Origin of the sequence: Streptomyces sp. YIM 98790, assembly GCF_011421595.1 — a bacterium.
In the GTDB taxonomy this organism is placed as follows: domain Bacteria; phylum Actinomycetota; class Actinomycetes; order Streptomycetales; family Streptomycetaceae; genus Streptomyces.
Map to the genome: position 1 here is coordinate 1 of NZ_WTLH01000169.1, position 12,759 is coordinate 12,759.

The 12,759-nt window shown below is 75.1% G+C and carries 11 protein-coding genes; 7 read left to right on the top strand and 4 right to left on the bottom strand.

All coding sequences use genetic code 11. The features are described 5' to 3' along the window. Positions 1-150: 150 nt before the first annotated feature. Entirely contained in the window at positions 151-1,119 is a 969-nt protein-coding gene (gene meaB, locus GQS09_RS22360) for a methylmalonyl Co-A mutase-associated GTPase MeaB (RefSeq protein ID WP_165989066.1), read from the top strand. A 20-nt stretch (positions 1,120-1,139) separates the two neighbouring features. On the opposite strand, the gene GQS09_RS22365 is transcribed toward meaB, so the two are convergent. Continuing rightward, complete coding sequence (locus GQS09_RS22365) at positions 1,140-1,772, bottom strand: hypothetical protein (protein ID WP_165989067.1); 633 nt, start codon at positions 1,770-1,772, stop codon at positions 1,140-1,142. Between the two features lie 116 nt (positions 1,773-1,888). Between GQS09_RS22365 and GQS09_RS22370 the strand changes: the two genes are divergently transcribed. Together GQS09_RS22370 and GQS09_RS22375 are read left to right on the top strand one after the other, a co-directional pair. Beyond that, the gene (locus GQS09_RS22370) at positions 1,889-2,548 is read left to right on the top strand and encodes a response regulator transcription factor (RefSeq protein ID WP_165989068.1); all 660 of its coding nucleotides are present in this window, start codon (positions 1,889-1,891) and stop codon (positions 2,546-2,548) included. A gap of 65 nt (positions 2,549-2,613) precedes the next feature. Next, entirely contained in the window at positions 2,614-4,173 is a 1,560-nt protein-coding gene (locus GQS09_RS22375; protein WP_165989077.1) for a HAMP domain-containing sensor histidine kinase, read from the top strand. Positions 4,174-4,223: 50 nt separating this feature from the next. Here the strand turns inward: GQS09_RS22375 and GQS09_RS22380 are convergent, their stop codons facing one another. Next, positions 4,224-4,700 carry a MarR family winged helix-turn-helix transcriptional regulator gene (locus tag GQS09_RS22380; RefSeq protein WP_165989069.1) on the bottom strand — a complete coding sequence of 159 codons (477 nt, stop codon included), beginning with the start codon at positions 4,698-4,700 and terminating at the stop codon, positions 4,224-4,226. Between the two features lie 150 nt (positions 4,701-4,850). On the opposite strand from GQS09_RS22380, the gene GQS09_RS22385 reads away from it, so the two are divergent. From GQS09_RS22385 to GQS09_RS22395, 3 genes are all read left to right on the top strand, one after another. After that, positions 4,851-5,222, top strand: coding sequence for a DUF3817 domain-containing protein (locus GQS09_RS22385; protein ID WP_165989071.1), 372 nt, complete (start codon positions 4,851-4,853; stop codon positions 5,220-5,222). A 217-nt stretch (positions 5,223-5,439) separates the two neighbouring features. Further along, positions 5,440-7,260, top strand: coding sequence for a glycosyltransferase family 2 protein (locus GQS09_RS22390; protein ID WP_313896279.1), 1,821 nt, complete (start codon positions 5,440-5,442; stop codon positions 7,258-7,260). Positions 7,261-7,377: 117 nt separating this feature from the next. Beyond that, positions 7,378-9,270, top strand: coding sequence for a kelch motif-containing protein (locus GQS09_RS22395; RefSeq protein ID WP_313896280.1), 1,893 nt, complete (start codon positions 7,378-7,380; stop codon positions 9,268-9,270). A 134-nt stretch (positions 9,271-9,404) separates the two neighbouring features. Here the strand turns inward: GQS09_RS22395 and GQS09_RS22400 are convergent, their stop codons facing one another. After that, entirely contained in the window at positions 9,405-10,490 is a 1,086-nt protein-coding gene (locus tag GQS09_RS22400) for a glycoside hydrolase family 6 protein (protein WP_243761671.1), read from the bottom strand. A 93-nt stretch (positions 10,491-10,583) separates the two neighbouring features. Further along, complete coding sequence (locus GQS09_RS22405; protein WP_399552579.1) at positions 10,584-11,783, bottom strand: lipid II:glycine glycyltransferase FemX; 1,200 nt, start codon at positions 11,781-11,783, stop codon at positions 10,584-10,586. A gap of 271 nt (positions 11,784-12,054) precedes the next feature. Here GQS09_RS22405 and GQS09_RS22410 point away from each other — a divergent pair, with 271 nt between their 5' ends. Continuing rightward, positions 12,055-12,621 (top strand): SigE family RNA polymerase sigma factor, encoded by a 567-nt coding sequence (locus GQS09_RS22410; protein ID WP_165989075.1) that lies wholly within the window; start codon positions 12,055-12,057, stop codon positions 12,619-12,621. Positions 12,622-12,759 lie beyond the last annotated feature (138 nt).

The following is a 12,759-nucleotide window of genomic DNA, read 5'->3' on the forward strand; positions in this document are numbered from 1 at the left end:
CCCGGCCCGGCGCTCGGGCGCCGGGCCGGCGTGCGCCGGGGGAGCGGGCGGGCCCCGGCCCCAGCCCGCCGCGAGCCGGTACCGGCAGGCTGGCGGCGAGCGCGGGGCAGGACACTGGAGGAGAGCACGGCGAGTGAGGAGAGCGGCAGGATGGCGACCGTGGACGTCCCGGAACTGGTGACCCGGGCCCGGAAGGGGCAGCCCCGGGCGGTGGCCCGGCTGATCTCCCTGGTCGAGGGGGCATCCCCGCAGCTGCGCGAGGTGATGGCCGCGCTGGCCCCGCACACCGGCCACGCCTATGTGGTCGGCCTGACCGGTTCGCCCGGCGTCGGCAAGTCCACCTCCACCTCCGCCCTGGTCAGCGCCTACCGGCGGGCCGGGAAGCGGGTCGGGGTGCTCGCCGTGGACCCGTCCTCGCCGTTCTCCGGCGGCGCGCTGCTGGGCGACCGGGTGCGGATGAGCGAGCACGCCTCCGACCCCGGCGTCTACATCCGCTCCATGGCCACCCGCGGCCATCTCGGCGGCCTGGCCTGGGCCGCGCCCCAGGCACTGCGGGTGCTGGACGCGGCGGGCTGCGACGTGATCCTGGTGGAGACCGTCGGCGTCGGCCAGTCGGAGGTGGAGATCGCCTCGCTCGCCGACACCTCGGTGGTGCTGCTGGCCCCCGGCATGGGGGACGGCATCCAGGCCGCCAAGGCCGGAATCCTGGAGATCGGCGACGTCTTCGTGGTCAACAAGGCCGACCGGGAGGGCGCCGACGCCACGGTCCGGGAACTCAACCACATGCTCGGGCTGGGCGAGGCCCGCGCCGCGGGCGACTGGCGGCCCTCGGTGGTCAAGACCGTGGCCGCGCGCGGCGAAGGCGTCGACGAGGTGGTCGAGGCGCTGGAGAAGCACCGCGCCTGGATGGAGGAGCGCGGGGTGCTCACCGGGCGGCGGCTGCGGCGGGCCGCCCACGAGGTGGAGTCCATCGCCGTCACCGCGCTGCGGGAGCGGATCGGCGATCTGCACGGCGACCGCCGCCTGACCGCGCTGGCCGAGCAGATCCTGGCCGGCCGCCTCGATCCCTACCGCGCGGCCGACCAGCTCGTCGAGGGCGTCACCGGACACCGCGGCTGAACCCGCCCGGCCGGGGCCGGTCAGTCGTCGTCTCCGTCGTCGTCACCCCCGTGGCCGTCATCGTCGCCGTGGCCGTCATCGTCATGGCCGTCGTCGCCGTGGTCATCGCCGTGGGCGTGGGGGTGCCCGTGGCCGCCGTTGTCGCGGGTGCCGTGACCGCTCCTGCCGTCGCCGTGGACGTCGCCGCCGTGGCTGCCGTCCCCGGCTCCGCCCTCCCGGCCGCCGCCGCCGTCGTCGTCATCGCGGCCGTCGTCGCCGTCATCGGCGTCGTCGCCGTCATCGGCGTCGTCGTCGGAGGCCGAGGTCTCGTGGGTGAGGACGGTGGTGCCGTCCGGGGAGATCTCCAGTTCGTGCCGGCTGCCGTCGTCGCCGCGGATCTCGATCTCCCAGCGGTCGTCCCCGTCGTCGTCGCGCCCGGCCCGGAGAACCGTGCCGGGTGCGGCGGCCAGCGCGGTGCGCTCGGCCTCCAGGGCCCCGCCGCCGCCATCGGCCGTCGGTTCCGGGGACGCGGCATCGTCCCCGCCGCCGGCCAGGGCGACCTCCCCGGCCCGGGAGCCGCCGCCCCCGTCCGTGGTCAGCGCGGCCCCGGCCACGGTCGCGCCGCCGATCACCGCGGTTGCCGCCAACGTGGCCATCAGCGTGTTCCGCCTCATCGTCTTCCTTCCGCTCAGCGGTGGTACTGGACGGGTCCCACCCTGGCCGCCGCTTGCTGAAGCCCCGCTGAAGCCGCCTGAAGATCTCTTCAGGCGCGAGGTGCCAAGCTTGGGCCATGCGGGTGCTGATCGTGGAGGACGAGCAGCGGCTGGCCCGGTCGCTGGCCGCCGGACTGACCGCCGAGGGTTTCGCCGTGGACGTGGTGCACAACGGCACCGACGGACTGCACCGGGCCACTGAGGGCTGCTACGACCTGGTCATTCTCGACATCATGCTGCCCGGCCTGAACGGCTACCGGGTGTGCGCGGCGCTCCGCGCCGCCGGGAACGAGACGCCGGTGCTGATGCTCACCGCCAAGGACGGCGAGTACGACGAGGCCGAGGGCCTGGACACCGGGGCCGACGACTACCTGACCAAGCCGTTCTCCTACGTGGTGCTGCTGGCCCGGGTGCGGGCCCTGCTGCGCCGCCGTTCCCTCTCCGGTGCCTCGCCCCGCATCCGGGCCGGCGACCTGGAGATCGAGCGCACCTCCCGCCGGGTCAGCCGGGGCGGCCGGGAGGTGGCCCTGACCGCCAAGGAGTACGCCGTGCTGGAGCAGCTGGCCACCCGTGCCGGGGAGATCGTCTCCAAGGCGGAGATCCTGGAGCACTCCTGGGACTTCGCCTACGACGGTGACCCGAACATCGTCGAGGTCTATGTGAGCGTGCTGCGCCGCAAGCTGGGGCCGGGGCTGATCCACACGGTACGCGGCGCGGGCTACCGGCTGGCGCCGTGAAGACCCGCACCGCCCTGGGGGCCACCGCCGTGGTCGCCCTCGCCCTGCTGGCGGCCGGACTGCTGATGCTGGCCACGCTGCGGGCACAGCTCGGCGAGCAGGTGGAGCTCCAGGCCGAGAACGCGGCCCGCGGCGTCGCCGGGCAACTGGCCACCGGCACCCCCTTCGACGCCCTGGAACTGGATGCCGGGCGGCCGGTGCAGGTGGTGGACGCCGACGGCCGGGTCCGGGCGGTCAGCGACGGCCTGGAGGCGATCCGCGGCACGGGGACGGACGAGGTGACCCCGGCGGAGCCCGAGGAGCCGCAGGCACCGGCCGCCGGCGGCGCGGACGACGGCGCGGACGACGGCGACGGGGGCGATGACAGCGACAGCGACGACGACGCCGACGACGCCGACGACGCCGACGACGCCGACGACGCTGCCGGGGGCGGCCCCCGGGCGGGTACCGGAAGCGTCGGCGACCGGCCGCGCATGGTGGACGGCGCGGCCCGCANTGCCGGGGGCGGCCCCCGGGCGGGTACCGGAAGCGTCGGCGACCGGCCGCGCATGGTGGACGGCGCGGCCCGCATCGCCGGCACCGCCGGCGACTACCGGTTCGCCGCGCTGGAGGCCCGGACCCCGGCCGGCACCCGGGTCACCGTCTACGCCGGCGCGCCCCAGGACATCGAGCAGGCCGCGGTGAGCAGCGTGCGGGACTCCCTGCTCACCGGCTTCCCGGTGCTGCTGGCCGTGGTGGCGGCGGTGACCTGGCTGATGACCTGGCGGGCGCTGCGCCCGGTGGAGGGCATCCGCCGTGAGATGGCCGCCATCACCCGCTCCCGGGACCTCTCGCGCCGGGTGCCCGAACCGGCCGCCGCGGACGAGATCGGGCGGCTGGCCCGCACCACCAACGAGACGCTGGCGGCGCTGGAGGAGTCGGTGGCCCGCCAGCGCCGTTTCGTCGCCGATGCCTCGCACGAGCTGCGCAGCCCGATCGCGTCGCTGCGCACCCAGCTGGAGGTGGGACAGGCGCATCCGGAGCTGCTGGACGTCCCGGGCGCGGTGCAGGACACCGTGCGGCTCCAGGACCTGGCCGCCGACCTGCTGCTGCTGGCCCGGCTGGACGCCGGGGAGCGCCCGGCGCCGGGCGGCCGGGCCGATCTGGCGGCGCTGCTGGGCGGCCAGGTGGCGCGGCGGCCCGGCCCGGGGCGGGAGATCGAGGTGTGCGCGGACCGGCTGGACCCGGTCACCGTCCCGGGCTCGGCCGGGCAGCTCGAACGGGTGCTCGGCAACCTCCTCGACAACGCGGAACGGCACGCGGCGCACCGGGTCCGGGTCTCGCTCCGCCGCGAGCACGAGCACGAGCACGGGAACGGGAACGGACACGGCCCGCGGCGCGGCGCGGCGGCCGCGGTGGTGGAGGTGGCCGACGACGGGACGGGGGTGCCGGAGGCGGAGCGGGAGCGGATCTTCGAGCGCTTCGTCCGCCTGGACGAGGCCCGTGGCCGGGACGACGGCGGCGCCGGCCTGGGGCTGGCCATCGCCCGCGACGTGGCCGAGCGCCATGGCGGCACGCTCCGGGTCACCACCGCCCCCGAGGGCGGCGCGCTGTTCGTCCTCCGCCTCCCGGCCGCCGCCGGCTGACCACCTGCAGGCCCGGACCGCTCAAACCCGGACCGCTCGGCCCGGACTGCTCAGGGCCGGCCGCGCTGGGCGTGCAGGTGCTCGGCCACCGGGGTCAGGGCCTGCCGCATCGAGGCCAGCGCGTCCGGCGGGATCAGATCGATGAGGTGCCGCCGCACCGACTCCACATGGGCGGGGGCGACGCTGCGCATGGTGTCCCAGCCGTGGTCGGTGAGCACCGCGAACAGGCCGCGCTTGTCCGAGGAGCAGTGCTCCCGCCGCACCAGCCCGACCCGCTCCATCCGGGTGATCTGGTGGGACAGCCGGCTCTTGGACTGCAGGGTGGCCGCGGCGAGATCGCTCATCCGCATGCGGTGGTCCGCCGACTCGGAGAGGTTCACCAGGATCTCGTAGTCGTGCAGGGTCAGGCCGAACGGTTGCAGATCCCGCTCCAGCTGATGCATCAGCAGCCGGCAGACGTCCAGGTAGGTGCGCCACGCGTGCTGTTCCGCGTCGGTGAGCCAGCGGGTGCCCGTTTCGGTGTCCATGGCTCGACTCTAGCGAGCCCGCGCACCGCGCTGCCTGCACATCCTCCCGCTGTGATCAGCACCCCGTCGTCCGGGAACGGCGGATGCGGGTGTCACAATGGCGGAGCCGCTTGTGCACGCTTTCACAAGATCCCCTGGAGTGAGGACCCCATGGACCTGAAGACCGCCTCCGCGCTGCGGCGGCTCCGGCTGGTTTCCGCCCCCGAAGCGGTCTCCTTCCTGGTACTGCTGGTCGGCTCGGTGCTGCGCCGGACGACCGAGTTCGACCCGGTGCCGGTGCTGGGCGCGGTGCACGGCGTGCTGTTCGTGCTCTACGCCGTGCTCTGGCTGGACGCCTGGAACCGCGCCCGCTGGCCGCTGGCCACCGCCGCCTGGTACTTCCTGATGGCCGTGCTGCCCACCGGCGGTTTCTTCGCCGAGCGCCGCCTGCGCCGCGCGGAGGAGGCCGCCGTGACCGCCGCCCGGGAGACCGCCTCCCGGGAGACCGCCGGGGACGGCTCCGGCGAGCGCGTCGGCGGCTGACCACCGCACGGCGCCGCACCGCTCCCTCCGCGCGCCCCGGCCCGCCGGCCGCTCCGCCCGGTCCTCTCACGAAGGGCCGGGCGGAGGCCCGTCCCCGCCCGGCGTCACGCTCCGCGATTCGCCCGAGCGGTCCACCGCGTTCGACATTCACCCTCGTCTGCCGTGTCGTGAGGGGTGTGACCACACCACCCCTGACGGACGGCGGAGGGAGGATCCTGTGCGGCGAGAGGCCTACGACTACGAGACCTACAGCCAGCTGGCCGGACCGCTCGCCGAACCGGAACCCGGCTACCGGGTTCGCCACCGGAGCCTGCTCTCCCGGGAACCGCACCGCCTGCGCGCGGTACTGCTGATGACCCTGGCACCGCTGCTGTCCGCGGTGCTGCTGCTCTGGCTGGTCTGGCCGGGCCACTGGACCGAACGCCACAACGCCCCGCTCCACCTGCCGGCCGCGGATGCCGTGGTGCTCGGCTGCGTGGCGCTGATCGAGGTCTTCCGGCTGGTCAACGTCGTCTCCATCGCCCACGCCACGCTCATGGCCCGGGACCCGATACCCGTGACCCCGGAACCGGGCACCCGGGTGGCGTTCCTCACCACCTACGTCCCCGGCAAGGAACCGTTCTCCATGGTGCGCGCCACCCTGGAGGGGGCGGTACGGATACGGCACCCGGGACCGCTGGACGTCTGGCTGCTCGACGAGGGTGACGATCCGCGTGCCCGCGAGCTGTGCGGCCGGCTGGGCGTGCACCACTTCACCCGCAAGGGCAACCCGCGCTGGAACCGGCCCGCCGGCCGCTACCGCGCCCGCACCAAGCACGGCAACTACAACGCCTGGCTCTCCGCGCACGGCGACGCCTACGAGTTCATGGCTTCGGTGGACACCGACCACGTGCCGCTGCCCGGCTATCTGGAGCGGATGCTGGGCTACTTCCGCGACCCGGACGTCGCCTTCGTGGTCGCCCCCCAGGTCTACGGCAACTACCGCGGCCCGGTCACCAAGGCCGCCGAGAGCCAGCAGTTCCTCTTCCACGCCCTGATCCAGCGGGCCGGCAACGCCTACGGCGGCCCCATGTTCGTCGGCACCAACAACGCGGTGCGGATCTCCGCCCTGAAAAGCGTGGGCGGACTGTACGACTCGATCACCGAGGACATGGCCACCGGCTTCGAACTGCACCGCACCCGCAACTGGCGCACCGGCAACCGCTGGCGCTCGGTCTACACCCCGGACGTGCTCGCGGTCGGCGAGGGCCCCAGCACCTGGACCGACTTCTTCAACCAGCAGATGCGCTGGTCCCGCGGCACCTACGAGACCATCCTGCGCCAGTACGGCCGCGGCGGCCTGCGGCACAGCCCGGGCCGGCTGCTCAACTACTCGCTGATGCTGGCCTTCTATCCGATGGCCGCGATCACCTGGTGCGTGGGGGCGCTGGGCTGTGTGCTCTACCTGACGCTCGGCGCCTCCGGCACTCAGGCCTCGGCCGCGGTCTGGCTGATGCTCTACAGCGACGCCGCCGCCGCGCAGGTGGGCCTCTATCTCTGGAACCGGCGCCACAACGTCAGCCCGCACGAGCCCGAGGGGTCCTCCGGCCTGGCCGGCATGGTGATGTCCGCGCTGTCCGCGCCGGTCTACGCCCGCTCCCTGCTGGACGCGGTGCTGCGCCGCCCCAGCCGCTTCGTCGTCACGCCCAAGGGCGGCGAGGCCAGCCGGGACCGGCCGGCCGCCTTCCGGCTCCACCTCGCCTGGGCCGCGGTACTGGCCCCCGCGCTGGGGGTTTCCCTGCTGCTCGGGCACACCCATGTGGCGATGCGCACCTGGGCGGTACTGGCCCTGGCCGTCTGCCTGGCCCCGATCACCGTGTGGGCGCTGGGCGAGGCCGGCCGCACCCTCGGCACGGCCCTGCGCCGCACCACCGTCCCGGCGGACGGCGGCCGGGCGGAACGCGTCCCGGCCGGTACCCGGAACACCGCCGCCACCGAGCCCGAGGACCCCGAGCAGGACGACGCCGCCGCGCTGGCGGCCCCGACCACCGGGAGGTGACCGAGGATGACGCCCCCACCCCTGACCGGACCCCTGACCGGACCCCTGTCCGGACCCCTGACCGGATCGCCGGGCAGGCGGCCCCGCCCGAGCCGGGGAGTGCGATTCCGCAAAGCCGTGATCGGAGCCGGCGTCACCGCGGCGCTGGCCGCGCTGAACGTGCCGGCGGCCGTGGGATTCGCCCAGGACCGGCTGCACGACTACCGGATCTCCCGGCCCGAGTACAAGGCCCAGTACGGCTCCTGGTCGCAGGTCCCGGTCCCGGAGGAGTACCGCACCAACGCCATCCACGCGGCCCTGCTGCACACCGGCAAGGTGCTGCTGATCGCCGGCTCCGGCAACGAGCAGAAGCAGTTCGACGCGGGCACCTTCGAGACCGTGCTGTGGGACCCGGAGGAGAACACCTTCACCACCGTGCCCACCCCGGACGACCTGTTCTGCGCCGGTCACGCCCAGCTTCCCAGCGGGCGGCTGCTGGTGGCCGGCGGCACCGCCCGCTACGAGGTGCTGGGCGACGCGGTGGAGCACGCCGGCGGCGCCATGCTGGTCAAGAACGAGGACCCGGACCGCGCCCGCACCCTGCCGGCCGGCACCCGGTTCCGCTCGCCCTCCGGGGTCGAGTACGCATCCACCGCCGAGATCACCGTGCCGCCCGCGGCCAAGGAGGTGGTGCCCGGCGGGGCCGAGGTCACCGCCAGCGAGGAACGGGTCTTCGTCACCGCCGTGGCCGAGGGCGAGGCCGGCATCACCGCCGAGCCCGCCCAGTACGAGATCGTCGGCCTGCAGGGCAGGGACGCCGACAACCTCTACGGCCTGGCGCAGCAGATGACCCTCGACGACCAGGACTTCCAGGGCATCGACGTGGCCTACGAATTCGACCCGGTGGCCGAGCGCTACGTGCCGGTGCCGCCCATGGCCGAGGCCCGCTGGTACCCCACGCTCACCGTGCTGCCCGACGGCCGGGTGCTCACCGTCTCCGGCCTGGACGACGTGGGCCAGGTGGTGCCCGGCATCAACGAGATCTACGACCCCGCGACCCAGACCTGGAGCGAGGGGCCGGAGCGCTACTTCCCCACCTACCCCGCCCTCTTCCTCACCGCCGACGGCAGGATCTTCTACACCGGCTCCAACGCCGGCTACGGTCCGGCCGACGAGGGCCGCGAGCCCGGCCTGTGGGACCTGGAGGAGAACACCTTCGAGCCGGTGCCCGGGCTGACCGACCCCGACCAGCTGGAGACCTCGGCCTCGCTGCTGCTGCCGCCCGCCCAGGACCAGCGGTTCATGGTGCTCGGCGGCGGCGGGGTCGGCGAGTCCGCCAAGTCCACCGCCCGCACCGCGGTCGTCGACCTCACCGAGGAGCGCCCGCGGTACACCGACGGGCCCGAACTGCCGCAGGGCACCCGCTATCTGAACAGCGTGATCCTGCCGGACGACACGGTCTTCACCACCGGCGGCTCCGAGGACTACCGGGCCCGCGGCGACAGCAATGTGCTGCGCGCCCAGTTCTACGACCCGCGGAGCAACGAGTTCCGGGAGGCCGCCGACCCCACGGTGGGCCGTACCTACCACTCCGAGGCGCTGCTGCTGCCGGACGGCCGGGTGGCCACCTTCGGCGGCGACCCGCTCTTCGCCGACAAGGCCGACACCCGGCCCGGCGAGTTCGAGCAGCGCATCGAGGTGTACGAGCCGCCGTATCTGCACCGGGCGGACGAGGAGGAGCGGCCCCGGCTGGAGGGCGGGCCGGAGGAGCTGGCCCGCGGCGGCACCGGGGTGTTCCGCACGCCCCAGGCGGACCGGATCGCCACCGCCCGGCTGATGCGGCCCAGTGCGGTGACGCACACCACGGATGTCGAGCAGCGCTCCGTGGAACTGGAGGTGACCCGGGGGGAGGGCGAGATCACGGTGACGGTGCCGGACGATCCGGCGCTGATCCCGCCCGGCTGGTACATGCTGTTCGTCACGGACAGTGAGGGTGTGCCGTCCGAGGCCACCTGGGTGCATCTGCCCTGAGCGGAGGCCCGGCCGGGCGGGCCGCCCCCCGGCCGGCCGGCCCGCCCCGGCGCATCACGGCGCGCCGCACCGCCGCCCGTGGTCCCCGCCCGTGGTCCCTGCCCGTGGTCCCTGCCCGTGGTCCCCGCCTGCGGTCACTGCCCGTCGCGGTGGCCGTTCTGTGCCTCGCGGGCCAGGCCCAGCGCGTACTCCGGCCACCATTCGCCGGCCCGCGGGCCGCCCCGGCACTCGCCGTCCGACTCGCCCGGCCGCTTGATCCACAGAAAGGCGTCCACCAGCGGCAGTCCCGTGTCCAGGGTGGGCGGGCGGCCCAGCGCCCGGCCGGGCGGATTGCACCACGACTCCTCGCCGTGGCCCTCCGCCGGACCGTTGCCGTTGCGGCTGGTGTCGATCACGAACCCGGCGCCGTCCAGCTGCTCCGACAGCCGGGTGCCGTAGGCGACCACATCCTCGGTGGTCTGGTAGTTGGAGACGTTGAGCGAGAAGCCGTCGGCCCGCTCCACGCCCGCCCGGCGCAGCGCCTCCGCCAGCCGCCGCACGTCCTGCACCCAGCTCGGGTTGCCCGCGTCCAGGTAGACCCGGGTCCGGGGCAGCTCCGCCAGCCGCTGCACCGCCTGGGACAGCAGCTCGTAGCGCCGCTCGTGGTACATCTCGGCGGTGCAGCCGTCCAGCAGGTGCGGCACCGCGTCCGGCTCCAGCACCACGATGGCCCGGCTGTCGCCGATGCCGTCGGCCAGGCGGCCGATCCAGTCCAGATAGGCGCTGCCGTCCGCGGCGCCGCCCTGCGAATACTGGCCGCAGTCCCGGTGCGGGATGTTGTACGCCACGAACACCGCGGTCTGGCCCAGTGCGTCCGCCGCCCGGGCCACCTCCCGCACCCGCGGCCCGGGATCGCCCTGGGCCTGCGGCCACTCGGCGATCGGCTGCTCGGCGATCAGCCGCATGGCCTCGGCGTCCCCGGCCCGGCCCTGCCGCTCCCACTCCGCCGCCTGGCGGGCCGCCGGGCTGTCCGGATCGACCCACAGCGCGGTGTCGGCCGGCGGAGCAGCGCCGTCCGTGCCGTCCGTCCCGTCCGTGCCGTCGGAGCCGTCCGTGCTGTCCGTCGTGCCGGGACCGGAGGGGCCGTCGTCCCGCCCCGAACAGCCCGCCGCCACCGTCGCCGTCATCCCCAGAATCAGCGCGGCCACCAGCGCCGCGCCCCGCGTGTACCCGCCGTGCATGGCGCCATCGTGTCACGCCGCTGCGTGATTCTCCCGTCACCCGCCGCGACACCGGCCGCCGCGGTGGTGGGGGAGCGGCGGGCGGACACCGGCTCAGCGGCGGGACAGATAGCCGTGCATCGCGCGCAGCAGGGTGCGGTTCACCATGCCGTCCAGCGCGCCGTCCAGGGGCAGCTCCCACTCGCCGGACATCTCCACCGCCTGCCCGCCCGTGCCCAGCTTCCAGCGCAGCAGGCCGTGCGCCCGGTCCTCCGGGTCCAGCGTGTCGGGGATCCCCCGCATGTCGTACACGGACGCCCCCTGCTCGTGGGCGTCGCACAGCATCCGCCACTGCAGCCCGTTGCTGGGCCGCACCTCCCGGCCGTGGTCGGCCGAGGCCCCGGTCTGGTACCAGATCCGGGCGCCGTCCGCGGACCGCACCATGGTGTGCGCGGCCAGCACCCGGCCCTCGTGGCGGGCGGTGTACAGCCGCATCCGGTCGGGCTCCTCGGCGTTGAGTGCCTCGTACTGCCGCTGGAAGTAGGCCAGCGAACGGCCCAGCCGGAAGCCGTCGCGGCGCTCGGTGACCCCGAGCAGCCGGTGGAAGACCGGCAGGTCCTCCGGCCCGGTGGACCCGCAGACCACCCCCGACTTGGCGGCCTTGCGCACATTGCGCCGCCACTCCTGGCTGAGCCCGCCCCACAGGTCCTCCCGGCGGCGTCCGGCCAGCGGGATCTCGAACACCAGGCGCGGCTGGGCGTCGCCGCCGTCCTCGGCCCCGCAGCGCCGCCAGCCGGCGTCCCGCAGCCGGTCCCCGACCGCCGCGCCCAGCGGGTGCACCACATCCGGCAGCACATCGCCGATCCGGCGGCCCGGCCCGGTGGCGGCCTTGAGCGTGGCGGCGGACCAGCGGCGGTAGGCCAGCGGCGGGCCCATGCGCACCGCGAACGCACCGGCCGCCCGCAGATGGTTCAGCAGCGGGGCCAGCCAGCGGTCCGCCAGCGCCGGATCGGACCAGTCGATCACCGGACCCTCGGGGAGGTAGGCGAAGGAGCGCCGCAGGTGCGGCAGTCTCCGGTACAGCACCAGGGCCGCGCCCGTCAGCCGGCCCCGCTCGTCGCGCCAGCCCAGGCTCTCGCCGCGCCAGCCGTCCTTCACCCGCGCCCAGGCGGGTGTCTGGAGGAAGCTCACCTGCCCCCCGCCGCGGTCCGTCTCCGGGCGTCTGCCGCGCAGGAACGCCAGGTGTTCCCCGGCGGACAGCACCTCCAGACCGAGCACCGGGGCGGACTGGACGGCGGGCGGCGGCGACGCCAGGGTGACCACGGACGTTCCCCCTTCGCGGGTTCGAGGACAGCGGTCCGGAACGGCACCGCTTCACTCCTTCTCACGCGTGGCCCGCCGCCCGCGTGACAGCCCTTTCTCCTCGCTGCCTCTCCACCGCTCCACGCCCGGGGGCGGGGGGTTGTGACAGCGAGGTTTGCCACAGCCGCCGCGGCTTCCCGGCGCGGGCCCCGGGCGGGCAGACTGCGGGGCCAGGCACGGCGGGACGGAACACGGCGGGACGGAACCGGAACCGGGGGAGCGGGTGGGTGCGGGAGCGGGTGGCGGTGAGCGTGGGCGCCGGGACTTCGACGCCTTCTACGCCGCCACCGCCCCGCGCCTGGTCACCGTGGTCTACGCACTCACCGGCGATCTGGCCGAGGCCGAGGACGCCGTGCAGGAGGCGTATGCCCGCGCCTGGGAGCGCTGGCCCAGGCTGTGCGCCGGGGGCGATCCCGCCCCCTGGGTGCGCACCGTGGCGCTGCGGCTCGCGGTGAGCACCTGGCGCAAGGCCCGCAACCGGCTCCGTGCCCATTTCCGGCACGGCCCGCCGCCCGATGTCCCGGCCGTGGCCCCGGACCATGTGGCGCTGGTGGACGCGCTGCGCACGCTGCCGATGGAGCAGCGCACCGCGGTCGTCCTGCACCATCTGCTCGGACTGCCCACCGCGGAGGTGGCCCGGGAGACCGGGGCCTCCGACGCGGCCGTCCGCACCCGGCTCAGCCGTGCCCGCAGGGCCCTGCGGGCGCAGCTCGGCGACGAGCGCGGAGCCGGCCGCCCCGCCGCCGGCGCGTTCCGGCCGCGTGCCCCGGAAGAGAGCCGACCGCTGTGAACGAGAACGATCGCCCGAGCGCCCCCGGACGGGTCAACGGCGCGAGCACGGGCCCGCGGCCCGCCGGTCCGCCGGCCGGAGCCGGGGAACGGCTGCACGACCTGGCCGGCCGGCTGGAGGCGGGCCTGGCACTGGCCC

Coding starts and splice junctions, on each gene's coding strand:
- meaB (WP_165989066.1), top strand. CDS start 151: ATGGCGACCGTGGACGTCCCGGAACTGGTGACCCGGGCCCGGAAGGGG.
- GQS09_RS22365 (WP_165989067.1), bottom strand. CDS start 1,772: ATGAGGCGGAACACGCTGATGGCCACGTTGGCGGCAACCGCGGTGATC.
- GQS09_RS22370 (WP_165989068.1), top strand. CDS start 1,889: ATGCGGGTGCTGATCGTGGAGGACGAGCAGCGGCTGGCCCGGTCGCTG.
- GQS09_RS22380 (WP_165989069.1), bottom strand. CDS start 4,700: ATGGACACCGAAACGGGCACCCGCTGGCTCACCGACGCGGAACAGCAC.
- GQS09_RS22385 (WP_165989071.1), top strand. CDS start 4,851: ATGGACCTGAAGACCGCCTCCGCGCTGCGGCGGCTCCGGCTGGTTTCC.
- GQS09_RS22400 (WP_243761671.1), bottom strand. CDS start 10,490: ATGCACGGCGGGTACACGCGGGGCGCGGCGCTGGTGGCCGCGCTGATT.